Here is a 26,397-nt window from a genome sequence, read left to right as displayed (position 1 = left end):
GGCGGCGGCCTGCTGGCCGGCGTTAAAAACGCCGATTTTTTTATGGAACGGGTTCCCCTTCAGACCATCCTCACGACCACGGTTAAACCGTTGTACAGCGCGGATGGTTACACGGTTTTGGAAGGAACGGTTCAGGCGGAGAAGGATCTGGTCGGCCGCGTGGAAATCCAGGTCATCCGCTTCGAAGAGGATCCACAACCAGACCAGGAAGGTGTTTTCAAAGAAGGAGTATAACCATGAGCAAAGACCAGGCCGCCCTGATAACGGGGGGCAGCCGCGGCATAGGCCGGGCCACCGCCCTGGAGCTGTCCCGGGCGGGATACCAGGTGATCATCACCTACAAAGAAAACGACGCCGCGGCGGAAGAAACCCTGGCCCTCATCCGGGAACAAGGCGGCCGGGGGGAGGCCGTCCGTTTCGATGTATCCGATCCGGCGGAATCGGCGATTAAAACGGCTGATATCATCAACCGCCATCAGGATATACGGATTCTCGTCAATAATGCGGGCATTGCCGCCGACGGCCTTTTCATGATGATGCCGGAGGAGAACTGGGATGCGGTGATTCAGACCACTTTGAAAGGTTTTTTCAATGTTACGAAACCGGTCATTCAGAGGATGGTCAAAAATCACCGGGGGTCGGTGGTGTCGATTTCATCCGTTTCCGCCATGATGGGTAACCGGGGGCAGGTCAACTACGCCGCGGCCAAATCCGGGCTGATTGCCGCAAGTCGCGCTCTTTCGGCGGAGGTGGCCCGCCTGGGCGTCAGGGTGAATGTCGTGGCACCGGGGCTCATCGACACCGAAATGATCCAGGGGGCGCCTGTGGAGCGGATCAAGGATATCATCCCCATGGCCAGGTTGGGAAAGGCGGAAGAAGTGGCCAGAGTGGTCCGCTTCCTGTGCTCCGACGACGCCTCCTATATCACCGGACAGGTCATTGTCGTCAACGGGGGCATGTGCTGAACCGGGGCGGCGACAGGGTGAACAACGCATTTGTGGCAGGGTGAGTCCGTTATGATGGTCAAAAAAAGCATCCCGCATCTTGGGCTGGCAGGCGTCGTGATTCTGGTCTGTTTCTGTCTCGTCGGCTGGGGTGAAACGTGGGAGGAAATTGAACGGGATGCGGCGGATATTGTTTCCATCCGCGCCGAATTCAGCCAATACAAGCATCTGAAGATTTTGGCGAAACCCCTCGTTTCACAGGGACGGTTTTATTTTCAGAAACCCGATTCAATCCGCTGGGAATACAGGGACCCCGTGAAAAGCGTCCTGCTCATGCACCGGGGTGACGTCAGGCGTTTCACCGTGGGGAGCCGCGGTCTCGTCGAGGAAGCGGCGGGGGCCGTCTCGTCGATGCAGATTGTTGTCCGGGAGATCGGGCTCTGGAGTCAGGGACGCTTCAGGGAAAGCGACCACTTCCGGGCGGAAATCAGGAGGGGGGGGGAGGGGAAACTTGTTCTCACGCCACGCGATAAGGCCTTTGCGGCCATGATTGAGCGGATTGAAATTGTTCCCTCCCCCCGACGGAAAGGCGCCATAAAATCCGTCAAGATAGTCGAGTCGGAGGGGAACTTCACCCTGCTGACATTTGCGAACGTCGAAATGAACGAAAAGATCGCCGAAACGGTCTTCCGGAATGCGGAATGAGATGGGTTGCGCCCACGCGTTTTTTTATTCTCATGACCCTGCTGGGTTTCACGGTCTCCTGTGGGCACATGGGGGCCCTGCCGGTGCTGGACCCCGTAACGGACCAGGACCTGGTGGAAAAATGCGGCCGACCCCATGTCGGGACGTTGTACCGGTACGTTCACGCGATAGAGGCGTTTCTGCCGGGAGGCAAGTCGGCGACCATGATCGGCGTCACCCTGGTTGACCCTTCCCGGTCACGCCTTCACAGTGTCCTGATGACCCTGGAGGGACTGGTGCTGTTCGACGGTGAATCCATCGGCGCCGCCCTGCATGTCAATCGGGCTGTGGGACCCTTTGCCGGGGAGTCCTTTGGGCGGCACATGATGGACGATGTCCGCCTGCTGTTTCTTGCACCGGGAAACCCGGTTCTGGAGGCCCGCATGGGGCAAGACGGCTCCATACTCTGCCGCCGGGTCGGTCATAACGGGGAGTCCGTCCATATCCGGCTTCATCCCGACCAAACCTGGAACATGGAAACCTTCACGGGTCCCCTCCGGCGTTTGCGGGAGGTGAGGGCGACGAACCTGATCGACGGGATTCCCGGTAACATCGAACTGAAAGCGCATGCCCACGGGCGTTATGTCCTGCGTTTGAGGCTGATCGGCGCGGAGCCCCTTGCCGCTGAATGCGGAGATCCCGAAACAAAGGAGGCTGCCGTCGGTGAATGACGGGGCGCTCCGTCACAACAGGAAAGCGGTTCCCTTGAAAGGAGAACAATGAAATTCAAGCTCATTTATCCGAAATGGAGAAAGCTGTTACGGCAGACGGAATTTCACCTGCCGCCCCACGGCCCCGTGGTTTTTGCCGCCACCATCCCCCCCGAGTGGGACGTCGAATTCACAGACGAAAATGTGGAAACCCTGGAACTCGATGATTCTCCTGATTTCGTCGGCATTTCCATGATGCTCACCAGCCAGGTGAAACGGGGCTGGGAAATTGCGGATCATTACCGTCGCCGGGGCATCAAGGTCATGTTCGGCGGGATTGCCACGATGCTCCATGCCGAGGAAACCATGGCGCATGCCGATACCGTCTTTCTGGGGGAAGCGGAAGGGAGAATGGAAGCGGTTTTTGAGGATTTCAGGCATGGCCGCCTCAAGCCAAAGTATGATTACATGACCGATTTTCCTGCGGATGATTTGATCGGCACGGCCCGCCGGAGCATCCTGAAACGGGATCTGTATAATTACAAGGGTGTCCAGATGGTCGATCTTGTCCACGCCTCCCGGGGCTGCCGGTTCAACTGCTACCCGTGCTGCGTGAGCTTCCTGGGCGGGAGGAAATTCCGTCCCCGTCCCTATGACCGGGTCATTGAGGAAATGGCCGCCATTGACAACAACCGTCTGTTCATCGTGGACAATTCCCTTGCCCAGAATAAGGCCTGGGAGATGGGTCTTTTCCGTGAAATGATCCCCCTGAAAAAAAAGTGGTGCTGCCACCCCATCGAGGATGACGACAAGGTCCTCGATCTTGCCGCCCAGGCCGGGGCCTGGTACGTTTACCAGGCGATCTATGACACGTCTGAACGTATCCGCAACCGGATCCGCCGCTACAAGGACCACGGGATCGCCGTGGAGGGAACGATTCTTCTCGGACTGGACGGCCAGACGGAAAACGACATCCTTCGCCTCGTGGATTTCCTGCTGGAGGTCGAACTGGATCTGGCCGAATTCACGATCCTGACCCCGTTTCCCCATACCCGGACTTTCGATGACTATCAGCGGGAAGGCCGGATCTTCTCCTATGACTGGAATGATTACACGGCGGATCGGGTCGTTTTTCAGCCGGACAAAATATCGCCGGAGAGGTTGCAGGAACTGTATCATTACGCCTGGGACACCTTCTACGAGGAGGAGCCGCAATCCTACAAGATGTTCAAGCTGCTTCAGAAGGTGGCGGTTCGGGAAAAGGCCGACGGCACTTACCGGGGCAGGAGGCGTGATTTGATTGAACAACGGTTTGGAAAACAGGAAGAAACGGTGGGAGGCCCGTCATGAACATGTCAAAGAGAGAGGAAATCATCATCGATGGAGAGCCTCTGCCGCTGGAGGCGTTTCTCGCCGTAGCCAGAGATCGGGTTCCCGTTAAACTGAGCGAAAGTCCCGCCTTTCGGGAGCATCTTCGTCGCAGCGTCGTCAGTTTGGAAAACGCCATCAACGAGGGCACGCCGGTTTACGGAGTCTCGACCGGGTATGGGAAGTCCTGCGGGACCCGTCTCAACCGGACCCAGGTGCTGAACCATCAGGGCTCAAACCCCGTCCGTTTTCACGGTTGCGGGACAGGTGAGCCGATCGGGATTGAAGCCACCAGGGCGGCCATGCTCTGCCGCCTCGTCTGCCTGTCCCGGGGTTACTCGGGGGTGACCATGGCGCTTTTGGAACAGCTCGCCCTGTTCCTCAATCTGGGGATTACGCCCGTCGTTCCCGCCGAAGGATCCGTGGGGGCGTCAGGCGACTTGACCCCCATGTCCTATGTGGCGGCCGCCCTTGCGGGGGAAAGAGACGTCTATTATGAAGGACGGCGTATGCCCGCCGCCCAGGCCCTTCAGATGTCCGGCATCAAGGCCCACACGTTCGCCCCCAAGGAAGGCATCGCCATGATCAACGGGACCTCCACCATGACGGGCCTTGCGATTCTGGCCGTTGAACGGGCCGGCCGCATTCTGGAAGGGGCGATGGCCGCCACCGCCTTGGGTGTTCACGCTTTAAAGGGGAAGGCCCTTCACTTTCACCCCGTCGTCGGAGAAGCCAAGCCGCACCCGGGACAGATCCATGTTGCCCGTCGGCTTGTCGATCTGTTGCAACTCAAGAAGGGAAGCGGTGACGATCTGGAATCCCGGACCGAGGGGGATCTGCAGGATCCTTATTCCCTCCGATGCGCGCCCCAGATTGCCGGTGTTCTTTATGACGCCCTGACCTGGATAAGGCGGTGGGTCGAGACGGAAGCCAACAGCGCCAACGACAACCCGATTTTCGACCCGGAAACGGGGCAGACCTTGATGAACGGCAATTTCTACGGGGGACACCTGGCCTTCGCCATGGATGCCCTGAAAACGGCGGTGGCTTCCGTTGCCGACATGTCGGACCGGCAGGTTACCCTGCTGGTCGATCCGCTCCTCAATCGCGGTCTGCCCGGTGACCTTGTGGGGGTGAAGGGTGAATCATCGGTGTTCCACCATGGTTTCAAGGCCATGTCCCTGTCCGCTTCGGCCCTGGCGGCGGAAGCGCTCAAGTTGACCATGCCGGCGGGGTCCTTCTCCCGTTCCACCGAATCACACAACCAGGACAAGGTCAGCATGGGAACCATTGCGGCGCGGGACGCGGAACGGGTTTGCACACTGGCTGAGAGAACGCTGGCCATCCATCTGCTGGCGGCTGCCCAGGCGTGCAGTATTCGGGGGAATGTGGACCGGCGGCCCCACCTCCGGCCCGTTCTGAATAAAATTCGTGAAATATCGGCACCCCTCATTGAGGATCGCGAGATGGACCGGGATATCGAGGGGCTTGCTCAGGCCATAAGCCGGGACGATTTCTGGAGGCCTCATCCATGAAATCCGCCGAAGCGAAGTGGGCGGAGATACGTCATCAGGTGGCGTTTTACGAGTTGGACCCCATTCAGGTGGTCTGGCACGGCAACTACCTGAATTATTTCGAAAAAGCGAGAACCGCCCTGTTCAATGAAAACGGCGTCGACCTCTATGAATTCTACGCACGGGAAGGTATCCTCTTTCCCATCATCAAGACCTCGACCAAACACATCGCGCCCCTGCGTTATCACGATGAGTTGATCTGCCGCGCCACCATCGTCGATGCCCGGGTAAAGCTCGTCGTTGACTTTGAAATCCGTAAAATTCACGACGGCGGGGTCTGTACCCGTGGGCGGACGGAGCAGGTCGCCGTCAGGGCACCGGACATGGAAATGCTCTTTTCCGTGCCCGGAGAAATCCGGAGAGCCCTGGGTTTCTGGCCATGAACGACACATTCCGGCAGGCTCTGGTTGCGGGTTACGAATGTCTCGCCGCCTGGGCTGATCTGCTGGACCGGATCAACGTGTTCCCCATCGCCGATGGCGATACGGGACGCAACCTCGTCATCTCCCTGTCTCCCCTGCGCGGTCCCGAGAGGGACATCTCCGAACTGAGGAAGGAACTGCTTCGTTCCGCCCGTGGGAATTCCGGAAATATCGCCTCCGCCTTTTTTCGGTGCTTTCTGACGGGAGACAACGCCGATCAACTTCCCGATGCCGTCCGCCGGGGACGTGACGAGGCCTGGCGGTCCGTACCGGACCCGCGGCCCGGAACCATGCTGACCTTTTTCGACACCCTCACCGAGTGCTTTCAGAAACCCTGGTCGGGGGAGACCCTTTCGGGTCTGCGGATCCGCCTCGAGGACGCGGTTCGGGCAACGATCACGCAGCAGCCGCAATTGCGGCGGGCGGGGGTTGTCGATGCGGGGGCTTTGGGTATGTACCTGTTCTTTGAGGGGTTTATGCCGGTGTATGCCGGTGGCGCTCCAGTTGTCCGGTCTGTTACGGAGACCTTCGGCGACCTTGTGCGTCTCTCGCCATCCTATTGCGATGAACCGGAACGGGGCTATTGTGTGGATGTGATGATTGAAACCGGCGGGGATGCGCATCAAGCGGAGGCGCGTCCGTCCCTGCCGGGGGAGTCCATTGTCGTCAGTCGACGGGGCAAATGTCTGAAAATCCATCTCCACACACACGACCTGGAGGAGGTTCGCTCCCGGTTGCGTCCCCTGGGGAAAATTCTTGGCTGGGCCGAGGACGATCTTTACCGTCAAACCGCGAATTTCAACCGACCGGGAAGGGACGATTCCGTGCATATCATGACGGACGCAGCCGGTTCCCTGACACGTGAGGAAGCAGCCCTGATGGATGTGAGCCTCCTGGACAGTTATATCGTCATCGGGAAACAGTGCCTGCCGGAAACCTGTCTGGCCCCGTCGGTTCTCTATGATGCCATGCGCTCGGGTATTCGGGTGTCCACATCGCAGGCATCCGTTTTCGAACGTCATCAGCATTACACGAACGTGATGGGACGGCATGAGCGTGTGCTGTACCTCTGCGTCGGGTCGGCCTATACGGGAAACTACGAGACGGCCGTGGCGTGGAAAAAAACCACGACCCCCAAGACCGGATGACGGTCATTGATACCGGCACCGCTTCCGGGCGTCTTGCCCTGATTGTTCTCGCTGTAGCGGCCTTCGCGAAGGGGAAAAAGCGTCCGGAGGATGTGGCGGCCTTCGCCGGGGACGCCGTAAAAAACGCCGAGGAATATATATTTCTGGACCGTCTGGCGTATCTTGCCGCGGGAGGGCGTTTATCGAAAAGCGGGGCTTTCTTCGGTGACATGCTGCGTATGAAACCGGTGGTGACCCCCCTGGCGGATGGGGCGAAGAAGGCGGGACTCTGCCGGAGCCGGGAAGAACAGGAGGTGTTCGCCCTGAAGACCCTGGAAAAATCGCTGGCCCCGGATGAAGGGGGCTTCATCCTCCTCGAATATTCAGACAACCACGACCAGGTGGAGGCCTTTTCCCATGCGGTGAGAAACCGCTATCCCCGGAGTCGTGTCGTCGTTCACCCCCTGTCGCTCACCTCCGGCGCCCACATGGGACCCGGCGCCTGGGCGGTGGCCTTTTACAGAAATTTTCCCGAATAGGGCGTTTTTTCATCCGCCGCCGCGTTCCATACTGTGAAAAGGATTACAAATCCGGTCACTTTTATATTCTTGACACGCTATACCCTTCTTCATATAATGACGGCCGTCAAGTACGATGAAGAACGGCCTGGATCAAACATTCCACGAGGATGAGGTGAATCATGAAAAAAACATACGGTTGCTTGGTGATTCTGTTGGTTCTTCTTTTGTCATGGCAAACGGGTTTTGCCGCTCCGTTCAGCTCAAGGGATTTCTTCCGGAAGGGTGTTGCCTACGAGAACCAGAAGGCCTACGGGGAAGCGATCGATATGTTTACCGAAGCCATCAGGCTCGATCCAACCTATGCTGATGCCTACCTGCACCGGGGGAAGGCGTATCGGATTTATGAAATATCGGCCACCCGGGAGGCGATCGACGATTTTTCTTCGGCCATCGCCCTGTTGCCGAAAAACGCTGAAGCTTATTATGAACGCGGTCTTGTCAACGCATTCGTCATAAACAACGAAGCGGCCAAATCCGATATGATCACCGCAGCGGGACTCGGTCACGAAGACGCCCGTCAATGGCTTATGGCGCTGAACGATCGGAAGGTGGACGCCCCGCCCCCTGTGGTTGCGCCGAAAGCCGAACCGACCGGGCAGCAGCAGGGTTTCGAACTGGCGGACTATCTGCCCGGCGGCGTACGGCCGATCGTCTATTTTGATTTCGATCGGGCCGTGATCAAGCCCGAAGGCTTTCCCGTACTGGACGAGATAGGCGGCGTTCTGCGGCAACGGATGCCGACGGCGGTGATTCTGGTGGTCGGTCATACGGACAACATCGGAACGAAAGGATACAACGCGGAACTGTCTTTGCGAAGGGCGGAAGCCGTTCGGGACTATCTGACCGTGAAACACGGAATTGACGCAGCCCGGATCCTCGCCGAAGGATATGGTGAAATGGCTCCGGAAGATACGAATGAAACCGAATCCGGCCGGGCACGCAACCGCCGTGCTGTCATGGCGGGCATTCATGAATAATCGGCGCGACCCGACCGGAGAAAGAAGGCAAGGAGGATAATCATCATGACGGAAAAAAACCAGGTTTACAAGTGCACCATGTGCGGCAATGTCGTGGAAGTTCTTCAGACGGGAAACGGTAAACTTTCCTGTTGCGGCCAGCTCATGATCCTTTTGAAGGATGATGAAGCCAAAGCGGCGAGAGGGGAATAAGAAAACACAGAGACAACCGGTTTATTACCAAGGTGTAACAGCCTCCCGCACGGATCCGCGGGGGGCTGTTGCGTATAGGGGGTATTTCCCGTTTGCCGACGGGGAGGAACCAAGGCGATGCGTCAGGGTTTCCCGGCCGCTTTCTGCGGGACCTGTCGGGCCAGTTCATTTTTCACGGACACGCCGAGCTTTTCAAGAGTATAGGGTTTTTTGACGTAGGCGCCCGCACCGAGCCCCCGGGCCTGTCCCACCCGGTCCGTTTCGGAAAAACCGCTGACGATGATCGCCTTTTGGCCGGGGTGGATCTCGAGAATCCTCCGATAGGTGTCGAGGCCATCCATACCCGATTCCATGATCATATCCAGAAGAACCAGATCAACGCGGTGATCCAGCAGGTAGGTGCAGGCTTCTTCACCACTGGGCGCCGTCACAACCCGGTAATTCAGGCGTTCCAGGATCCGGGACGCCAGTTCCCTCTGTTCTTGTACGTCATCCACCACCAGAATGGTTTCCCCCGCACCCGCGTAATCCGCCATAGGGAGCGGAGCGTGAGCGCCGGCCGGCTCTTCCCGCGTTGCCGGGAAGTACAGGGTGAAGACGGTTCCATTTCCTTCCGCGCTTTGAACATCGATGTATCCGTTATGATCTTTGAGCGTGCCCCAGACCAGGGAGAGGCCCAGGCCCGTTCCGCTCCGTCCCATGACCTTCTTCGTATAAAAGGGTTCAAAGATGTGGGCGATGTCCCGTGGTGAAATCCCCCCCCCCGTGTCGGAAACGGTCAGGATGACATAGTCCCCTTCGGCCATTTCATCGTACCCCTGGACCGGCCGGTCCATGTAACGATTGGCCGTGGCAATCGTCACCACGCCGCCGCCCGGCATGGCCTCTGCCGCGTTGGAGACAAGATTCACCATGGCCTTGCCGATATGGTGCGGCGATCCCATGATATGCAGGAGCGCCTCGTCGAGGTCGGTCGCAATCCGTACGCCCGGATGAAAAGCGAGAATGCCCTTGCATTCCGGCGTTCCGAGAAAATCCCGCACCAGTGTGTTGAGACTGAGGACCTCACGGGACTGGACGCCTCTTCTGGCCAGAGTCAGCATGTCGTCCACAATGGCCGCGGCCCTTTTGCCCGCCGTTAAAATATTCATCACATGGGGTCTCAGCGGACTCGTCTCGTCGATATGGAAGGTCAGGAGTTCCGAATAACCCAGCAGGATACCCAGCACGTTGTTGAGATCGTGGGCCACGCCGCCGGAGAGCAAACCGAGGGCCTCCATTTTTTCCGACCGCTGCAGGCGCTTTTCCAGGTCCCGTTGCTTTTCCTCCGCCCTTTTGCGTTCGCTGATGTCCATGAGGGATACGACGCTTTTGCGTGTACCCGGGATCATGTCCACGCTCAAATAGATATCCAGGATTTGTCCGTCTCCGTGTACCGTCCGGCATTCGTAGTTTTTCCTGGCCAGTTCGGGATTGCTCCGCCGCCGTGCATGTTGTTCGATCATCCATTCCAGGTCGGCGGGGTGGACGAAGTCCGTCCATTTCTTTTTCCCCTCGATTTCCCGGCGTTTGTAACCGATCATCTCTTCAAGCTTGGCGTTGGCGAAGGAAATCGTCATGTCGTCTTCCACGATCAGCATGCCCGTGCCGGTGTTTTCGAAAATGTTCCGATACCTGACTTCACTTTCCCGCAGGGCCTGCTCCGTCTGCCTGCGTTTCGTAATATCGTGGATGGTCTCAATCGCTCCCGCCACGCCGCCGTCGACATCGCGGAGTATCCTGGCCCTGGCTAACAAATATGCGCCCTTCCCTCCGTGGATTTCAGGGAAATACCTCTCGGCGGTCAGGACGGATTCCTGGCTACTGATCTCTCCGAAATCCCCGTAATGATTGTTCACGGCTCCATCCGGCAACAGAACCAGATCGATGAGCATCGGTCTTTTCACCCCGTAGAAGGGAAGCGCGTATTCATGACCGCCCCTGCCGATCATCTCTTCCGCTTTGGTGCCAGTCAGGGTTTCCATGGCCCGGTTCCAGGCGGTCACCTTCCCCGTTTTATCGATTACAAACGTGGCATCCGGCAGGAAATCGATGATCTCCGACATGTACCGCCGGGATTTTTCGAGCTTTTTCTGGGTTTTTTTGAGCTCCCCGATGAGCTCGGACAGGGCTTCGATTTCCCGCAGGCGACGTTTGCCGCCTTCCTGCGACAGGCGCTTGAAAAAGGCAATCTGCCTCTTTTCCTTATCAGGCTCAGGCTCCGCCGTTGGATATTCTTCTGTCTCACCCATCACATACTCACCCTTCCGCCATCACCCACAGAACACCGGTCCAGTCCAGCCCCCTGCTTTTACCGAGCAAGGGGGCCACTTCCACACCGGAATAAAAACCCAACAGGGGAACCTGTATGCGATTAAAATGCTCGCGTATGATATCGGATTCTTCATGGAGGGTATCCGAGGCGAGGGCGGTTCTTCCCGCACAGTCGATATAACATCCAAAAACCGGTCTTTTACCGTCCTTTGCAATTCTCCGGATCAGGTCAGAGCAATTCTTCGCGGCTGATTCCATCATTTTACCGGAATCGCGCAGCATGAACAGAAATTCCGTTCCCACATCGAGGTCGGGCTCAAACATGGCGATCCCTTTCCCATCCGGCAAAACCCCGGTGATCAAGCGGCCGACATAATTCTCTTCCCTGTAATCCCCGTATGGATCGCCATGATCGATTCCGATGGCGAGCCGCCTGACGGGGCTCTGTTCCCGCCAGTTTTGGTTTCCGTACATCGCGTCGATCATTTCGGCGACGGGCCGCCCATCGACTTCGTGAATGAGGGCTCCCTCCATTTTCGTGATCGTATGGCGGATACCGTCCAGGGGGGTCATGCCATGCATGATCTGATAGTAATGATGACAGGCCCCTGAGAAAAGGGCGCCCACGGCATTTTGGCCGGCCACGGCGTAGCCGTTAAACTGCTTGGGGGGATTGAATGCAAAATCCCCGACCAAACCGGCGCCCAGAATGGGGACAGACGACGGCATTCCCTCCTCGAGTCCTTGAATCAGAGGGGGGGAGGCATTCATGACCGGCGGCATCGACGCGGTCGGAGGGGTTTTGACGGAATCATAAAAAATGAGCAGAAGTTTTCCATCGGCCTTGTGAACCAGCTTGTCCGCCAGTCGCTTGCCTGCCCGTCTTTCATCCAGATCCAGGTCACCGCTGCAGGCGATTTCCACATCCAGCCCATCCGATTGCAGGACCGCCACGCCGGCGGGAAAACCCTCGTAAGAAACGACGTCATTTGTAATGACGCCCACGGCGGAACCGCCGATAATCGGTGGCCCAGCCCCGACAACAGTCCTCAATCCCCGGAAAAACGCTTCGGCGTCAACTTGATGATGAGAAAAGGCGAGGATGAAAGCGGGTTTCTCGATTTTTCCCCCTGCCAGGGCCGCTTCCGCGGCGATCTTACCGGATACGAACGCATCGTGATTGTTGGTGTAGCCGATGCCAACCTTCATGGTATCCTCCTCTGAGGTAAGTACCTGTATCGGTATAATAATATTTTCAAATAATCAAGTTCTGATGGAAGAAAATCAAAAGACGTGTTCCGGGGAGTTCAACCGGGCTATATCCCCAAAGCGGACGGACGGGGGTGTTTGAGATGATCAGGCATTGACAGCCGCAACGGCACAATCTATTATCACGTGGTTTTTAATATATTCTGAAGGGAGGAGGCATGATGAAGCAGAGGTTGTCGAAAATATCCCCGTGGCGCTGCGCCATAGCGCGTCCAGCCCGGATCTGTGTTCTTCTTTTGATCCTTTTTGCGTCACCCGCCCTTGCGGCGGACCCGTTTATTCTGATGAGTCCCACGATCAAACCCGACTCGGTCCTGTCTTCGGACCAGGTTTTTAACGGCTTCGGGTGTGCCGGGCGGAACATCTCGCCGGCCTTGAAGTGGTCGGGCGAGCCGGCCGGGACGAAGAGTTTTGCCGTCACTGTTTATGATCCGGACGCGCCCACCGGTTCCGGTTGGTGGCATTGGGTGGTGTACAATATCCCCGCCCAGGTGCACGAACTGCCGGAAGGGGCCGGAGACAGCCAGGGCACGCTGTTGCCGCCCGGGTCGGTTCAGGGACGGACGGATTTCGGAACGGCCGGTTTCGGCGGGGCCTGTCCCCCCCAGGGGGATAAGGCCCATCGCTACGTCTTTACCGTATTCGCGTTAAAGGTGGACAGGCTGGAGCTGCCCGCCGATGCTTCCGCGGCCCTGGTCGGTTACATGCTGCACGGCCATAAGCTTGGCGAAGCAAAGTTTACAGCCCATTATGGGCGTTGATGTTCCTAATAGGGGGGCTGCGTACGATCACGGGCCGTCCGGGGTAACACAACCGATGAAAAGGATTCGCCCTGTGAACGGGGAAGGGCGGGGAAATGAAACCATGGCAACGGCACAAAGGAGGGAGACATGTATCGGGGAATAGGTTTAATCATTCTCATTCTGGATATCTGGGCGATTCTGCAGGTACTCAAGAGCAATGCCACCACCGGCACCAAGGTTCTCTGGATCGTTTTGATTGTTGTTTTACCTTTGCTTGGTCTGGTCCTCTGGTATTTTATGGGTCCCAAAAAGTAGGGTGCGTATGGGACTTGCCCCATGGGGCGCACCCTGGTTGTCGGGCCCGGGTATTAGAAATACCGGAACAACTTGTAAAGGGTGAAGCCGCCCCCGCCTATCAACAGGGCGAAGTAGAAGATCGTCGCCAGGTTTGTAAGGTGCCCAAGGATAATACAGGCGCCATCCCGTTCCAGAAGGCCGATGGCGAGCAACAGGATGGCGACGGCGGGCAGGGTGTTACTGAAGGGGATGAGTCCGAAAGGGGCCATCAGCAGAACAGCGCCCAAGATGATGGCGCAGTCGCTCAGGGCGGGCATAACCCTTCCCCGGGTGACCCAGCGCAGCCGGTGGGGCCGGCTGACCCGTTCGAGGCGACGGAACCAGATCAGTCCCTTCCGCAGCCCCGGACGCAGGGTTTCCGACGGCAACTGTCGTTTCCGGATACGCTCCGGTACCCATAGGCCGCGGTTGAAAAGTCGGCAGAACCCGATCAGCAAGATGGCTGCGCCAAACACGGTGCTGACGCCGGGGATGGAAACGGGAATCAGGAAAACAAGGGTCAGGAAAGCGGTCAGGATCAAGAGACCTTCCTGTCCGAGGAGGTCGAGGATTTCCGCCAGGGTGACCCGGTCGTCGGGCAGGTCGCGGATGATGCCTTCGAGTTTGTCCCCAAGGGATTCTGCGGCGGAGTCTGTATGGTACGTTCCCGGGTCGTCCTTCAAAGCTTTCCGGTCCCCCCTTATTAACTGGAATCATGCCGGGGCCGAGACGGCCCCCCGATAACCGCGCCCGGTTTTTCTTTTCGTCGTGCCTGGGAACGCTGGAATCCCGACGGCACACGAAAATGCCGGAATGCGGACGGGCCCGGTACGGCGGAAACCGCGAATGGTCTGGCTTCGCGCAAGGTTTCCCGACACCGCGAACAGCAGGCGCCGGTAATATGGCCGGAATGACGGGGCCTTGTCAAGCCCTTATCATGGGCACGGGGGGAGGTCACCCATGCGTGGCAACGCCCCGTTCCGTTCGAAAACGCTCACCCTGACGGGACGACATGATTCGGAATCGTCTGATTGCCGGTTGCCTCATAATAAAAGGCACCCGTCGCGCAAATGTCGGAGGGTGACGTTCCCTCATAAAGGCGGTTCCCCGGATCTGATCCAAGAGAAGATACCTTTGCGTTTCTCTTCGAGGGTGTTTTTTTGGCGGAAAGGGGTTGAGTGATTCGAGGCAACCCGTTGATGAAATCGTTGTTGACAACCCCGCCGCCCCGTGCGAGCGTACTCCATCGCCTTTCGGCAAACACGGATCTTGATGTATGACGACGGAAAACAGGAAGAAAGCCCTTAAATTTATTTTTCTGCAGTCCCTGGTGAAGCCGGTTTATTGTATTCTTGCCCTCTACAACAAGACACTCCGTTTCCGTTTCGAAAATGAACAGGTCTTTCTTGAGCGGTTGCGCCGGGGGCCGGTGATTCTGGCGGGCTGGCACCAGAGATTGTTCTGCGGTTTTTTTCTGCCCCGGAGGTATGACCTGACGATTCCGATCATGATCAGCCGCAGCCGGGATGGGGATTTCATCTCCGGTGTCGTGCAGCACTCGGGTTTTCTTCCGGTCAGGGGTTCGAGTTCCAGGGGAGGCCGTAAAGCGCTCGGGGAAATGGTCGAGGTGGTGCTTAAACACGGGGCCGGAGCCCATGTCCTGGATGGGCCCACCGGACCGCCCCGGGAGGTCAAGGCGGGTCTGTTGGCCATGGCTCAGCGTACGGGGGCGTCGATCTGCCCCGTGTATCTGGTCTGTGAAAAATACTGGACATTCAACAGTTGGGACCGCTTCATGGTGCCCAAGCCCTTCAGCCGGGTTCTGATACGTTTTTCAGCGGAGATGGAGGAGGTGCCCGCGTCTCTCGACGGGCCGGACTTTGAGGCGTGCCGCAAGAGGATCGAAGACCGCATGACCGACACGTATGAAAGGCTGGACCGGTATTTTGAAAAAGGCGAGCGTTCATAACGAAGCGAAACGATGTGCGTTGCCCGGCGCTTTCGTTCAGGTCGGTTCCCTCCCGGGGAATGTTTTTTCCAGCATATCCAGAATGTCCATGGTGTCGGAACCGATGATTTCACCGTCCTCGTTGATCAGAACGAGGTCGGGTATGCCGACGACGCCGTACCCCATGGCGACGGCGCCGTCTTCGTCCAGCACAATCCGGTAGGGAATCCGGTTCGTTTCGGCAAACCGGCGGACCCGCTCCCGGGGTTCCTGGATGTCCGCGTTGACGATGACCAGCCCCCTTTCCCCGTACACTCTGCTGAGTTCTTTGTAGAGAGGAATGAGTTCCCGGCAGGCGGGGCACCAGGTGGTGGTGAAAATCACGAGGACCATTTTCCCCCGTTGCGCCTTCAGATGAAACAGTTCCCCGTCCAGATCCCGCAGGGTGAAATCGGGGGCTTTCCCGCCCTCCTTCCGGCCGATTCCCGAACCGGAATCGCAGGCAAGGACGAGAAAAGCCAGGACAGCCATAAAAAAACGAACAGGTCCCACCCATGGCCGTCGCATTTTATCCGGTTTCCCGGTACCAAAACCACTTCGGTTCATCATGTTCCCCTAAAGCCATAATTTTCCGGCGAGGATCAAAAAGTATTCGCCGGCGCCGATCATGGTCCAGCCGAAGAGACGGCTTACCCTGACCATCCATGGACCCGATTTGGGAAGCCGCGTCAGAAATCCGGTAAACGTACCGACGAGGATCAGGAGGGTACCGATTCCCAGAGAAAAAAGAAACAGCAAAACCATTCCGAATGCGGGGTTCTGGCGGCCGGCGACGTAGGTCAGCAGAACGGCAAGCACGGGGGTTGTGCAGGGGCCCAGGACGAATCCTGATAGAAGACCGATGAGAAAGCTGCTGAAACACCCCTCGGTTTTTTTTCTGGCCTGAAAGCGCGAGATCGCTTTCGGCGTGTACAGGCGCAGGGAGAAGACGTCCAGCATCGACAGGCCCATGAGGATGCAGACGTTTGCCATGATGAAATGGGTCCAGGGGTTTGCCTGGATCCGGCCGAAAAGCGTTCCCGACAAAGCGGCGATGCCACCGAGAGCCGTGTAGGTGACGGCGATTCCCAGGACGTAAAACAGGGAAAGGAGAAAACTTCTGGTACGAGAATTCGCGCTGCGGGCGCCGATGAAGGCGACGGTGACCGGAATGACGGGATATACGCACGGCGTGAAACCCACCAGCAATCCTCCCAGGTAGGCGATCACGGGCGCCGTATAGAAGGAATTTTGCAGAGATAACGCCAGATTCTGAATCAGTTGATCAAGCAAGGTTCATTCACCCGGTGAAAACGGATCTCATACTGCAACATCCCCCGTCCAGGGAACGGGCGCTCTTTGAGCGGTTCATTTCGCGGCAACTTTTCACAGATTGACGGCTTTGTCAAGGAGGGGTCGTGTTGCCGGAGAGGGGTGTCACACCCGGGTATCCCGGGTCGCACGGATTGTTCCCCCGGCACGAACCCCCGCGACGTCGCCGGGACGCCCGGCCCCCCCTGAGGGGCCCGTGCTTTCCTCAACGTCGTTGCTGTATTTTCTGACGGTGCCCCCCTTCAGGGGGGCGTCATTCCGACGATCAGGCCGGCCGATTATTTGATCAAACGGCGGCGCATGGCCGCAATCGCCAGGGGAAACAGGACAAGTGTCAGGGCGAACAGATAGACGAGGCCCCCCATGCAGGAGGGGGCAAAGGAACCGTAAGCGCACGCCCGGCAAAGGTTCACCAGATGGGTCAGGGGTAAGGTGAGGGCAAACCGCTGTACCCACAACGGGAGATTTTCCAGGGGGAAGAAGGTGCCGCTGAAGAGAAACATGGGGGTGATAAACAGGAAGACCGGGAGGTTGAAAAGCTCGATCTGGGGGACCACGGCGGTAAACATCATGCCCAGGGACGCAAAGGCCAGGCCGCCCAGAAAAGCGATACCCAAAAGCAGGAGCCCGTCCGGATACCGGATGAGGCCGAAACAACTGATGACGGACATCATCACCGCCGTGGCCAGAACCGCCTTGCTGGCCCCCCAGATCATCTCTCCCGCGATGATTTCTTCGATGGTCAGCGGCGTCGCCATCATCGCGTCGAAGGTTTTTTGGTAATACATCCGGACAAAGGATGCGTAGGTGTTTTCGTAGAATGCGTTGCTCATGACGTTAATGGCGATCAGGGCCGGGGCGATGAAAAGGGTGTAGGTCATATCCCGCCCCTCGTAGTGCACATGCCCGATGAGGAGGCCCATTCCCACCCCAAAGGCCAGCAGGTAAAACAGGGGTTCCAGAAGCGGGGGCATGAAGCCGACCAGCAAGGTCCGCCGGTAAACGAGGAAGTTGCGCTGCCAGACACGGCTGAATCGCCAGGAAATCCGCGTCATTCCCGTAGTCCCCTCCCCGTGAGTTTCAGAAAAACATCCTCCAGCGTGGCCGTGCGCATCAGACAGCCCTCGGGGCAATAGCGGGCGGCGATTTCATGATAGATCCGGTTATGACGGTTCCCGTAGATAATGAGCAGATGTCCCAGATCTTCGTGGACGAGGCCGGAGGCCCGGACATGTTTTCTGAGTTCGTCCGTCGGTTCGCCCACTTCGATGACGTGCTCTCCGACGTAATCCCTGATCAGGCCTGCCGGGGTGCCCTCGACGAGAATCCTGCCCCGGTCCATGATCATGAGGCGATCGCACAGTCTCGACGCCTCATCCATGTAATGGGTCGTCAGAAGCATCGTCATGCCCCGCGATCTGAGTTCGTTCAGGCGTTCCCATACCTGATGGCGGGACTGTGGGTCCAGGCCGCTTGTCGGTTCGTCCAGGATCAACAGGGCCGGCTCATTCAACAGGGCCCGGGCGATAATCAGGCGCCGCATCATCCCGCCGGAAAGCTCCGTGACCTTTGACTTCTGTCTTGACTCCAGGGACATGAAGCACAGGAGATCGAGGGCTCTCCTGCGGGCCCGGGCCGGGGGAATAAAGAAATACCGGGCGTAAACTTCCAGGTTTTGGAGGACCGTCAGATCCGGGTCGAGGTTGTTGTCCTGGGGACAGATACCGATCCGGGCCTTGATGCGCCGGTAGTCCATGCCGATATGACGTCCGAAGATCTTCAGGCTGCCGCCGCCGATGGGAGACAGGCCGTAGATCATCCGGATCGTCGATGTCTTGCCCGCGCCGTTCGGCCCCAGGATGCCGAAGCATTCCCCGGGGCGCACATCGAAGGAGATACCCGCGACGGCAGGCCGTGCACCGAAATATTTTTTCAAATCCCGTGCTTCGACGACGGGGACGGCGGTTTCCATAATCAGGATTCCCTGAAACGTAAAAAATTGTTTTGCCGCGATTGCGTGATGTAACGCGGTCCAGAGCGATGGCCCGACTTCTTCCGCCCCTTCGCGCAAATATGTTTGACAGTCCTTTCCCGGACAACTATATATACTACGCTCTGTTTCAGGCAAAGCCGTTTTCCATATCAAGCCAGGAGAGAAATTGATCGAGACGAGGTGTAGGCGCTCATGCTGATTCGGCCCGGAATGGCCATCCAGATCTCCATGGTTCTGGATTCGGGGAAAATGGTTTATCCCCGCGCCATGATATACGACATAAACGACAAGAAAATCATTTTTTCCCAGACGACTCCCGCCCTGCTCAAATCGCATCTCGGACGATACGTGCTGATTTCCTCGGTGCTGACCAAAGACGGGAAACCCCAGCGGTACGGTTTCCTGGCAAGGGTTACGGAATTCGTCAAGGATTATGAAATCGCTTCCGAGGCCAGGGTCATGGCCATTTCGGCGGATATCAAGTCGGAAGCGACCGAAGTGGATCTGCGTGAATCCTACCGGGTGAAGCCTTCCAGTGACAGCGGCCTGCTGCTTGTCGTAGACAAGGAGGAGTATCCCATTATGAATATATCGTTGGGAGGGGTCGTGTTCAGCCAGCCTTTTGCAGGGGCGGGCAACAATCCGAAAGGGGATCTGCCCATGATCCTGGTCATCGACGACACGCCGATCAAACTCATCACCCGGGTTGTCCGTGTAGTCGAAAAAGATGATTATCGCCACGTTGCCTGTTCCTTCAGCGGGGAGGACAAAGAGCTGCAGAACAGGCTGGGCAAAAAAATTCTGGATATTGAAAGGCAGCAACTCTCGCTGGGCAGGCTGTGAAAGGGTCCCCGGTTTCATCACAGGGGGACCCGAGATGATTTCGGCGCTGAAAGCCGTTTCTTCCTGCCCGCCACGCCGGTGGCCCGTGCCCTCCGTTCATGGATTCCCCCCACGACCTTTCCCGGGCGCTTTTCGTGTGAGGCAAATCGCGTCCTGTTGCGCGTTGACGCCCCATCGCATACTCTTTATAATGACGATGGCGCGACTCACGAGGGTGCTGCAAGAGAATGGAGGCTGTCATCAGTAACCGCCAGTTTAATGAGGGTCAGTCGGAATCGGCGCTTCCGCCCTGGATGTTCCGCCATCCGGAACTTATGAGGTCCATGGAGGCCGCCCCGTGTCTGGATCGGCAAAAGCTTACCAATACCCTGAATTATATGCATTTTAGGGGAGACCCGGTTTATGCCTTCCTCAGCCATCCCGAGTACGAAGAAAATATCCTGATCGAGGTCCATCCCGAGCCCTGCATGGGGAAAAAGCTGGCTTGCCGTTGGGCGAGGACCTATACGCATTATAACCTTGCATATTACCGGTTGAAATACATGATCCTGCCCTGCGCCCAATCCTTCATCGTTGTTCCCGTCCGTGTCGCGACCAGGGACAGCGACGGCTTCAGCTTGGAGCTTCCGGAAGCCGCGCCGGTTGTCAGCAGACGGCGGTACCCCAGGTATGGCTGCCATGACGTCATGGCCGAGCTGTGGCAGGACGGGTTTCAGGCGGCGGGGGAACTGGTTGATTTCAGCCCCCGGGCTTTTCGTTTGAAAATGGAATCCTCGCCGGAATTTTCGTTCTCCTGCTTTAATCCGGAGGAACCGGCAACGGTCCGCCTGTCGGGCCGGAATCAGGTGTTCTATTCGGGTATCTGTCGATGCCGTCGCGAAAAAACCGATGGAAACCCCTGTGAACTGGTCTTTGCCCCCCTCAACGACCGGATCAAGAGATTCAGGGCCCGGCGTTTGCGCAATCCACGCCGCCCGGGTTTCCCGGCCCTGTCCGTGTTGTTCGAACATCCTTTCATGGGGAAACGGTTTCAGCGGGAAATCCTGGATATTTCGACGACAGGGTTTTCCCTGTGCGAGAAACCCGATGAGTCCATTCTGATGCCGGGCATGATCATACCGAACATGTCCCTCGTCTATGCGGGCATTCTGGAATTGCACTGCAAGGGCCAGGTGATCTACCGCCGGGAAGAAGAGGGGCAGATACGTTTCGGCCTGACGATTCTGGATATGGACCTGACGAGCTACAGTCATCTCAACCAGATCATCAATAACATCCACGGCTCTGATTCCGGCATGACGAATCTCGTCGATCCCGACGAACTCTGGGAATTCTTTTTCGATACGGATTTTATTTACCCGCAAAAGTACGGCCACCTCGAATCATTCAAAAAGCATTTTCAGGACATCTACCGGCGGCTGTATGAGGAGACCCCGACAATCGCCAGACACTTCACCTGTCAGAGGAACGGTCGCATTTACGGCCATATTGCCATGTTGCGCTGCTACGAGAGGACCTGGATGGTGCACCACCACGCGGCGCGGCCGATAGGGGGACGGCCCATGGGCCTGACGGTCCTGAAGCAACTCATCTATTATCAGAAGGACCTGAACCGTTTACCTTCCGCCAACATGGATTACGTCATGACCTACTTCCGCCCCGAAAACAAGTTTCCGGCGAAGGTCTTCGGGGGGTTTGCCGGGGAACATGACAACCCCCGCCATTGCTCTATCGACGGGTTCGCGTACATGACGTATCCGGCGGGAAAAGCGTCTGGGAGCCTGCCGGCGGGCTGGGGCCTGCGAGAGTGCTCCAGATCGGATTTATGGGAATTCGAACAGTATTACCGGAATCATCACGGCGGCCTCCTTGGCTCGATCATCATGCAGGACCCGCCTCGGCATGGAAAACCCCTGAGGGAGGTCTATGCGGAAAACGGTTTCGTTCGGACATGGACGATGCACCTGTTGACCCACTTGAATTATCCTAAAGCCTTTATCGTTTTCGAAGAATCGGACATGGGGATCAATTTGTCCAATTTACTGAACGGTTTCAAGATCTTCGTGATGGACCCGGACATGGACCCGGACATATTGTTTGGCGCCATTTCTTCCATGGCGGGACAAAAAATGACGGGGGCGATTTCCCTGTTGATTTCCCCTGCGGATTATATCGAAAAGACGGATATGAAACATGACCACAAACGGTACCTGCTCTGGATTCTCGACATGCGGTATGCGAATGATTATATTGAATTTCTCAGCAAAAGGTATCGGATCAGATATGATTGACCACGAGGCGCCATGAAAGAACCAAGACTGTACAGCATCAGAATCATTGATACATTTTTAGAGTACTTGCGGAATGAACGTCCGGACGTCGACATCCAGGATCTGCTGAAAAACGCCCGCATCGCCTCCTACGAAGCGGAAGACGAGGGACACTGGCTGACACAACGGCAGGTCGATGATTTCCATGAGGCCCTGATGAAGCAAACCGGCGACCCGACGATTTTTCGGGAAGCGGGCCGTTACATGGCTTTTGCAAAATCCACCCGTGTCATCCGACAGTTTGTTCTCGGTTTCCTGACGCCCGTTCAGGCTTATGGCATGCTGGCCAAGGTCGCCTCCTACCTGAACCGGGGCGTTACCTTTCATACCAGGAAGTTGCGGAGAAACAGCGTTGAAATTGTCATCAAACCACGGGAAGGGGTGCAGATCAAACCGTATCAGTGCGAGAATTTCAAGGGGGCCTTCGAGACGGTGGCCCGGTTGTTCACAAACGAATTGCCCCTTCTCGAGCACCCGGCGTGCCTGCATCGGAGTGAGAACTGCTGCCGATACATCATCAGTTGGGAAGAGCCCGCGTTCCTGAAATGGCGGCCGACCCGGGCATACACGGCGGGCTTTCTCCTCGTCATACTGCTGATCTGCGGTTTTGTGCTTCCCCCCGTTTTTTTTCTGATGGCGGCTCTTCTGACGGGGGCCGGCGTGTCCGGCCTCTTTCATTATGATCAGTACCTGGAAAAAAAGGCTGTCCGGACGATCATGGACGTCCAGGGAAATACGGCCAACCGTCTGCTCGACGAGATCCATATCAGCTACAACAACGCCCTGCTGATTCAGGAGATCGGCCAGGCCGTGTCGAGCGTGCTGGATATCGACGCCCTGGTGAATCTTGTTATGGAAACCCTGCAGAAGCGTCTTGACTTTGACCGGGGTATGATCATGCTGGCCAATCCCGATCGGACCAAACTGGTGTATGTCGATGGTTACGGCTACGATCCCGAATGGAAGGCCATGTTGAAAGGAACGGAATTTCGCCTGGACAACCCCCGGTCCAAAGGCCCCTTTGTGATCGCTTTCAATCAGCAAAAACCATTTTTAATCAATGATATCAAGGATTTTCAGGAGGATATATCCGCGCGCAGCCTGGATCTGGCGCAAAATCTCGGCGTGAACGCCTTCATCTGTGTGCCCATTGTGAGCAAGGGCGTATCCGAAGGGATCCTGGCGGTGGACCATTACCAGTCCAAAAGACCCCTGAACCAGCGTGAACTGAGCCTGCTGATGGGGATTGCCCCTCAGGTCGGTATCAGCATCACCAATGCCCGCGCTCTGGGCAGGATCAGGGAAAGCGAGGAGCGCTTCCGGACCCTGAGCGAGAATTCACCCGACATCATTTTTAGGACGGATCGGTGCGGGGTCGTGTCATACATCAACCCGGCGGTCGTTGAGATTCTGGGATACGCCGATCATGATGTCGTTGGCAGATATTTTACCGATTTCATGAAAGAGGAAGAGGTGGCTCCGTACAGGCAGCGCTTTCAGTCGGTCATGGAGGGCGGGGGGCCCATGAAAAATTTTGAACTGAAGCTTTCGCGCCATGACGGCGCGCCGCGCCTGTTCATCATGAGCGGGGCGCCGAACTTCAACGCCGTCAACGAGATGACCGGCATGGTGGGTATTCTGAGGGACATGACGGAGCAGCGCGAGCTGGAGCAGCAGCTCCATCAGGCCTCCAAAATGAACGCCATCGGAACCCTGACCGGGGGCATCGCGCACGATTTCAACAACATCTTGCAGGCCATCGTCTCTTATAACCAACTGCTCATGCTTCACAAGACCGAATCGGACGCGGACTGGAAATATCTGAACAAAATGAAGGGATTGACCAGCCGGGCCACGGATCTGATTAACCGGCTCCTGCTCTTCAGCAGCAAAATGGAAAGCTTTCTGGCCCCCGTCGACGTCAATAAGGAAATCAGGCAATATTACAAACTGCTTTTACACACCCTTCCCAAGACCATCCGTCTGAAGCTGGACTTGGCGGAGGACCTCCGGCCGGTCAAGGGTGACGCGGGCCAGTTGGGCCAGATCGTCATGAACCTGTCCGTGAACGCCAAGGACGCCATGCCCGACGGCGGAGAATTCCGTATCCGGACACGGAATGTCCTGTTCGATACCCCGGTGTATCGGGGAAACACGGAGATCAGGGAAGGGGCCTATGCCCGGATTACGATGACCGACACCGGATACGGCATCGCCCCGGATGATCTGGAGCATATCTTCGAGCCGTTTTTTACCACGAAGGATCAGGGCAAGGGGACGGGTATCGGCCTTTCCGTGGTTTACGGCATCATCCGGAACCATAACGGGTATATTTTCTGTAACAGCGAGCCCGGCGGGGGAACCTGTTTCGACATGTATCTGCCGGCGATGGATCAGCCCCACGGCGTTCAGGCGCCCCACCGGGAGGCCGAAGGGGGGATGCCGGCGGGCCATGAAACGATCCTCCTCGTTGACGACGAGAATTCGCTTCTGGAAACCGGCGAGGAACTCCTGTCTTTCCTGGGCTATAACGTGATAACCGCGGAAACCGGCGAGAAGGCTCTGGAGTGGGTCGAGCGGGAAAAGGAGCGGATCTCGCTGGTTATCCTGGATTTGATGATGCCCGGCATGAGCGGCGAGAAGTGTCTTCAGGGAATACTCGGAATCGCGCCCGCCATGAAGGTGATCGTTGCCAGCGGTTACGCCGCGAGGGCGACGGCGGAAAAAATTGAACGTCAGGGCGCCGCGGCGTTCATCAAGAAACCCTACCAGTTGGATGATCTGAGCAAAATTATCCGGGAGGTTTTAGCCGGCAAGGGTTAATCGGGGTCCGGCCGTTGCCCCTTGCACAGAATCATCGGGGTGTAGGTGAAACGCCCGGGATCCCGAAAAAAGTTTTCGAATTCCCGAAGGAATGCCGGAGCCCCCCCGGGATAATCCGTAAAAAGCCCGTCCATTTTTTCCATGCTGACCCTGACCTTTGTCAGCCAGTTGAACAGATCGGATTCCCTCGCTTCTCCATAGATCAGGTGGTGGGCCATCAGGGTTGCCTCGATGTTTTTGAAGCGAAGATCGTACAGGTAGGAATACAACTTCCGGCCCGCGTAGGTGTCGAAGTTGTACCGCTCATCCAGAAAGGCCATCATCTTCGGCAAAACGGTGGCCATGCGGGGCGGGAGTTCGTAATGGCCGAGGCAGTTGCAATCGAGGTCGATCAGGCAGAGAAAACCGTCGGGCGAAAGCAGCTCTTTGAGGTTGCGGACGATGGACGGACTCTCGCGGCGGTAGTATTCCAGTACGAAACGCACCCAGATGATATCGAATTTTCCGATATCCTCGATCGGTCCGGTCAGGTCCCGGATGAGAAAGTCCATGCCCGGGCGGTTTCCGAAGTGATGTCTGGCGTAAGCAATGCGATCGGCCGAGTAGTCGATTCCCACGACGCTGCCCCCCGGTTCCACCATCTCGCGCAAAATCGCCGTCGTTCTGCCCGATCCGCAACCCAGGTCGAGCACACGAAGGCCCGCCTTGACGCCGCACCAGGCGGCCTGGCTGCGAACCGCGTCCGGATCGGTCTTGACGTCGAGGCGTGCCGCCTCGACGGCATTTTCCATCAGGTAGTGTCGGCTCTGTTCCATCATTTCCTTCCACCGGAGCGCCCGGCTGCCGTTGGACCGTTACATGGGGCGACGGGCGTGTTTTGACGACGGTTCCCGCCGGCGCGATTCCGGAGGCCGCGAAACCCGGTGTCGGCCCGGATCGAAGAGAGGCGCCCCGTCGGGTCGATTCTCATATTTTCCCGGATCGGGTTTCAGACACGATTTTTTCCAGGGGCCTGATGATGCCGGGCTTCATTTGTTTCGTATAGATTTCTTTCCCGATAAAGGGGATTTTCGTAATCAGAACCATGAAAGCGGTTCCCATTCTGTCCCTGAATGACCTCTCCGGAAAGTCGTACAGCCCTTCCTTTTGAAAATATGCGTGGTCCGCCTGGAAGGGGAAGCGCATGCTTTGCCAGATTTTGTCGCGGAGAATTTTCCGCACGCCCACTTCCAGGTAGTTCCCCGGTTTTTGGAATCCCTGCACGGCGTACCGGACCAAGCGGTCCGCCATGGCGCTGATCAACGCGTCGATTTCCCGGGAATCTTCATATTCATCGGTGACGATATCGACGAGATTGGCCTGCTGAACGGCGACATAGGCTTCCATGAACTGCCGCAAATCCGCGAGCTGACCCAGCGGACCGGAAACGAGAAAGCCGATTTGCTTGCCCCGCAGGACGGGAATATGGTTGTTGAAAAAAGAACGGTCGAAAAAACACTTCCATCGTGCCGAGAGGTGGCGATCCCTGACCGATCCGGCCAATACGAGGATGTCCGCCGATTTGACCTTGTCGTTGAAGAATGGGACGAACCGATCCTTCCCTTCATACGCGCAGATATTGCGGTGGGCGCACTGCAGGCAGCCCAGGCAGCCGCCCTTCATGTCCAGGTGATTCAGGTCGATGACTTCCGTGTAGCCGAAGAAGGAATCCTGCAACCTCGTCACCGTCCACTTCAGTTTCCGCTCATCCGGGCGTGCGTCGGAAAGGATGGGGATATTTTTGCCCCTCGACGGGGGCAGATCCTTGACCATAGCCGGCCGGTATTCGTGGGAACGAGCCGCGACGGGG

General features: G+C 57.3%; 26 protein-coding genes. 17 read left to right on the top strand and 9 right to left on the bottom strand.

From position 1 onward, the window contains the following. The 11 genes from GX147_00950 to GX147_00900 all read left to right on the top strand — a co-directional run. A partial coding sequence (locus tag GX147_00950; protein ID NLN59278.1) for a hypothetical protein occupies positions 1–234 on the top strand: 234 nt, incomplete at its 5' end. 2 nt (positions 235–236) lie between these two features. Further along, complete coding sequence (gene fabG / locus GX147_00945) at positions 237–965, top strand: 3-oxoacyl-ACP reductase FabG (GenBank protein NLN59277.1); 729 nt, start codon at positions 237–239, stop codon at positions 963–965. A gap of 51 nt (positions 966–1,016) precedes the next feature. Next, positions 1,017–1,649 (top strand): outer membrane lipoprotein carrier protein LolA, encoded by a 633-nt coding sequence (locus tag GX147_00940; GenBank protein ID NLN59276.1) that lies wholly within the window; start codon positions 1,017–1,019, stop codon positions 1,647–1,649. After that, positions 1,646–2,359, top strand: coding sequence for a hypothetical protein (locus GX147_00935; GenBank protein NLN59275.1), 714 nt, complete (start codon positions 1,646–1,648; stop codon positions 2,357–2,359). The genes GX147_00940 and GX147_00935 overlap by 4 nt, the downstream gene beginning before the upstream one ends. A 48-nt stretch (positions 2,360–2,407) precedes the next feature. After that, complete coding sequence (locus GX147_00930) at positions 2,408–3,688, top strand: radical SAM protein (protein ID NLN59274.1); 1,281 nt, start codon at positions 2,408–2,410, stop codon at positions 3,686–3,688. Then, entirely contained in the window at positions 3,685–5,241 is a 1,557-nt protein-coding gene (locus GX147_00925) for an aromatic amino acid lyase (protein ID NLN59273.1), read from the top strand. Before GX147_00930 ends, GX147_00925 begins: the two co-directional genes overlap by 4 nt. After that, entirely contained in the window at positions 5,238–5,663 is a 426-nt protein-coding gene (locus tag GX147_00920; protein NLN59272.1) for an acyl-CoA thioesterase, read from the top strand. Before GX147_00925 ends, GX147_00920 begins: the two co-directional genes overlap by 4 nt. After that, entirely contained in the window at positions 5,660–6,850 is a 1,191-nt protein-coding gene (locus tag GX147_00915) for a DAK2 domain-containing protein (GenBank protein NLN59271.1), read from the top strand. The genes GX147_00920 and GX147_00915 overlap by 4 nt, the downstream gene beginning before the upstream one ends. Then, positions 6,817–7,368, top strand: a complete 552-nt coding sequence (locus tag GX147_00910; protein NLN59270.1) for a hypothetical protein — start codon at positions 6,817–6,819, stop codon at positions 7,366–7,368. The genes GX147_00915 and GX147_00910 overlap by 34 nt, the downstream gene beginning before the upstream one ends. A 161-nt stretch (positions 7,369–7,529) precedes the next feature. Next, a complete protein-coding gene (locus tag GX147_00905) occupies positions 7,530–8,387 on the top strand; it encodes an OmpA family protein (protein NLN59269.1) in 858 nt (285 codons plus the stop codon). A gap of 39 nt (positions 8,388–8,426) precedes the next feature. Next, a complete protein-coding gene (locus GX147_00900) occupies positions 8,427–8,579 on the top strand; it encodes a desulfoferrodoxin FeS4 iron-binding domain-containing protein (GenBank protein NLN59268.1) in 153 nt (50 codons plus the stop codon). 122 nt (positions 8,580–8,701) lie between these two features. Here the strand turns inward: GX147_00900 and GX147_00895 are convergent, their stop codons facing one another. Both GX147_00895 and GX147_00890 read right to left on the bottom strand, forming a co-directional pair. Continuing rightward, a complete protein-coding gene (locus GX147_00895) occupies positions 8,702–10,870 on the bottom strand; it encodes a PAS domain S-box protein (protein ID NLN59267.1) in 2,169 nt (722 codons plus the stop codon). Positions 10,871–10,877: 7 nt separating this feature from the next. Next, positions 10,878–12,101 (bottom strand): hypothetical protein, encoded by a 1,224-nt coding sequence (locus GX147_00890; protein NLN59266.1) that lies wholly within the window; start codon positions 12,099–12,101, stop codon positions 10,878–10,880. A 344-nt stretch (positions 12,102–12,445) separates the two neighbouring features. Here GX147_00890 and GX147_00885 point away from each other — a divergent pair, with 344 nt between their 5' ends. Both GX147_00885 and GX147_00880 read left to right on the top strand, forming a co-directional pair. Then, the gene (locus GX147_00885; GenBank protein NLN59265.1) at positions 12,446–12,922 is read left to right on the top strand and encodes a YbhB/YbcL family Raf kinase inhibitor-like protein; all 477 of its coding nucleotides are present in this window, start codon (positions 12,446–12,448) and stop codon (positions 12,920–12,922) included. 129 nt (positions 12,923–13,051) lie between these two features. Beyond that, positions 13,052–13,219: a hypothetical protein gene (locus GX147_00880; protein NLN59264.1), complete on the top strand. Its 168-nt coding sequence runs from the start codon at positions 13,052–13,054 to the stop codon at positions 13,217–13,219. Positions 13,220–13,272: 53 nt separating this feature from the next. On the opposite strand, the gene GX147_00875 is transcribed toward GX147_00880, so the two are convergent. Further along, positions 13,273–13,923 carry an exopolysaccharide biosynthesis protein gene (locus tag GX147_00875; protein ID NLN59263.1) on the bottom strand — a complete coding sequence of 217 codons (651 nt, stop codon included), beginning with the start codon at positions 13,921–13,923 and terminating at the stop codon, positions 13,273–13,275. A gap of 593 nt (positions 13,924–14,516) precedes the next feature. Between GX147_00875 and GX147_00870 the strand changes: the two genes are divergently transcribed. Next, positions 14,517–15,209: a lysophospholipid acyltransferase family protein gene (locus GX147_00870; GenBank protein ID NLN59262.1), complete on the top strand. Its 693-nt coding sequence runs from the start codon at positions 14,517–14,519 to the stop codon at positions 15,207–15,209. Positions 15,210–15,245: 36 nt separating this feature from the next. Here GX147_00870 and GX147_00865 read toward each other — a convergent pair whose 3' ends face one another. The 4 genes from GX147_00865 to GX147_00850 form a co-directional block, all read right to left on the bottom strand. Beyond that, entirely contained in the window at positions 15,246–15,797 is a 552-nt protein-coding gene (locus tag GX147_00865; protein NLN59261.1) for a redoxin domain-containing protein, read from the bottom strand. A gap of 6 nt (positions 15,798–15,803) precedes the next feature. Further along, complete coding sequence (locus GX147_00860; GenBank protein ID NLN59260.1) at positions 15,804–16,520, bottom strand: cytochrome C biogenesis protein; 717 nt, start codon at positions 16,518–16,520, stop codon at positions 15,804–15,806. Positions 16,521–16,837: 317 nt separating this feature from the next. Further along, positions 16,838–17,614 carry an ABC transporter permease gene (locus tag GX147_00855; protein NLN59259.1) on the bottom strand — a complete coding sequence of 259 codons (777 nt, stop codon included), beginning with the start codon at positions 17,612–17,614 and terminating at the stop codon, positions 16,838–16,840. After that, positions 17,611–18,537, bottom strand: a complete 927-nt coding sequence (locus tag GX147_00850; protein NLN59258.1) for an ABC transporter ATP-binding protein — start codon at positions 18,535–18,537, stop codon at positions 17,611–17,613. The genes GX147_00855 and GX147_00850 overlap by 4 nt, the downstream gene beginning before the upstream one ends. Positions 18,538–18,744: 207 nt before the next feature. Between GX147_00850 and GX147_00845 the strand changes: the two genes are divergently transcribed. From GX147_00845 to GX147_00835, 3 genes are all read left to right on the top strand, one after another. Then, positions 18,745–19,395, top strand: coding sequence for a PilZ domain-containing protein (locus GX147_00845; protein ID NLN59257.1), 651 nt, complete (start codon positions 18,745–18,747; stop codon positions 19,393–19,395). Positions 19,396–19,622: 227 nt separating this feature from the next. Next, positions 19,623–21,686, top strand: a complete 2,064-nt coding sequence (locus GX147_00840) for a PilZ domain-containing protein (protein NLN59256.1) — start codon at positions 19,623–19,625, stop codon at positions 21,684–21,686. A gap of 12 nt (positions 21,687–21,698) precedes the next feature. After that, on the top strand, positions 21,699–24,548 hold the full coding sequence (locus GX147_00835) for a PAS domain S-box protein (protein ID NLN59255.1): 2,850 nt from the start codon (positions 21,699–21,701) through the stop codon (positions 24,546–24,548). On the opposite strand, the gene GX147_00830 is transcribed toward GX147_00835, so the two are convergent. Further along, complete coding sequence (locus tag GX147_00830; protein NLN59254.1) at positions 24,545–25,363, bottom strand: class I SAM-dependent methyltransferase; 819 nt, start codon at positions 25,361–25,363, stop codon at positions 24,545–24,547. The two genes, GX147_00835 and GX147_00830, sit on opposite strands and share 4 nt — an antisense overlap. A 151-nt stretch (positions 25,364–25,514) precedes the next feature. After that, positions 25,515–26,397, bottom strand: an 883-nt coding sequence (locus GX147_00825; protein ID NLN59253.1) for a flavodoxin family protein, incomplete at its 5' end; no start/stop codon positions are given.

This window comes from Deltaproteobacteria bacterium (assembly GCA_012522415.1).
GTDB lineage: Bacteria > Desulfobacterota > Syntrophia > Syntrophales > JAAYKM01 > JAAYKM01.
This window is presented reverse-complemented; position numbering and strand designations above follow the sequence as displayed.

What these genes read in the sequence shown, in the direction of transcription:
- fabG (NLN59277.1), top strand. Translation starts at nt 237, where the DNA reads ATGAGCAAAGACCAGGCCGCCCTGATAACGGGGGGCAGCCGCGGCATA.
- GX147_00940 (NLN59276.1), top strand. Translation starts at nt 1,017, where the DNA reads ATGATGGTCAAAAAAAGCATCCCGCATCTTGGGCTGGCAGGCGTCGTG.
- GX147_00935 (NLN59275.1), top strand. Translation starts at nt 1,646, where the DNA reads ATGAGATGGGTTGCGCCCACGCGTTTTTTTATTCTCATGACCCTGCTG.
- GX147_00930 (NLN59274.1), top strand. Translation starts at nt 2,408, where the DNA reads ATGAAATTCAAGCTCATTTATCCGAAATGGAGAAAGCTGTTACGGCAG.
- GX147_00925 (NLN59273.1), top strand. Translation starts at nt 3,685, where the DNA reads ATGAACATGTCAAAGAGAGAGGAAATCATCATCGATGGAGAGCCTCTG.
- GX147_00920 (NLN59272.1), top strand. Translation starts at nt 5,238, where the DNA reads ATGAAATCCGCCGAAGCGAAGTGGGCGGAGATACGTCATCAGGTGGCG.
- GX147_00915 (NLN59271.1), top strand. Translation starts at nt 5,660, where the DNA reads ATGAACGACACATTCCGGCAGGCTCTGGTTGCGGGTTACGAATGTCTC.
- GX147_00905 (NLN59269.1), top strand. Translation starts at nt 7,530, where the DNA reads ATGAAAAAAACATACGGTTGCTTGGTGATTCTGTTGGTTCTTCTTTTG.
- GX147_00895 (NLN59267.1), bottom strand. Translation starts at nt 10,870, where the DNA reads ATGGGTGAGACAGAAGAATATCCAACGGCGGAGCCTGAGCCTGATAAG.
- GX147_00890 (NLN59266.1), bottom strand. Translation starts at nt 12,101, where the DNA reads ATGAAGGTTGGCATCGGCTACACCAACAATCACGATGCGTTCGTATCC.
- GX147_00885 (NLN59265.1), top strand. Translation starts at nt 12,446, where the DNA reads ATGAGTCCCACGATCAAACCCGACTCGGTCCTGTCTTCGGACCAGGTT.
- GX147_00880 (NLN59264.1), top strand. Translation starts at nt 13,052, where the DNA reads ATGTATCGGGGAATAGGTTTAATCATTCTCATTCTGGATATCTGGGCG.
- GX147_00870 (NLN59262.1), top strand. Translation starts at nt 14,517, where the DNA reads ATGACGACGGAAAACAGGAAGAAAGCCCTTAAATTTATTTTTCTGCAG.
- GX147_00865 (NLN59261.1), bottom strand. Translation starts at nt 15,797, where the DNA reads ATGATGAACCGAAGTGGTTTTGGTACCGGGAAACCGGATAAAATGCGA.
- GX147_00855 (NLN59259.1), bottom strand. Translation starts at nt 17,614, where the DNA reads ATGACGCGGATTTCCTGGCGATTCAGCCGTGTCTGGCAGCGCAACTTC.
- GX147_00845 (NLN59257.1), top strand. Translation starts at nt 18,745, where the DNA reads ATGCTGATTCGGCCCGGAATGGCCATCCAGATCTCCATGGTTCTGGAT.
- GX147_00840 (NLN59256.1), top strand. Translation starts at nt 19,623, where the DNA reads ATGGAGGCTGTCATCAGTAACCGCCAGTTTAATGAGGGTCAGTCGGAA.
- GX147_00835 (NLN59255.1), top strand. Translation starts at nt 21,699, where the DNA reads ATGAAAGAACCAAGACTGTACAGCATCAGAATCATTGATACATTTTTA.
- GX147_00830 (NLN59254.1), bottom strand. Translation starts at nt 25,363, where the DNA reads ATGGAACAGAGCCGACACTACCTGATGGAAAATGCCGTCGAGGCGGCA.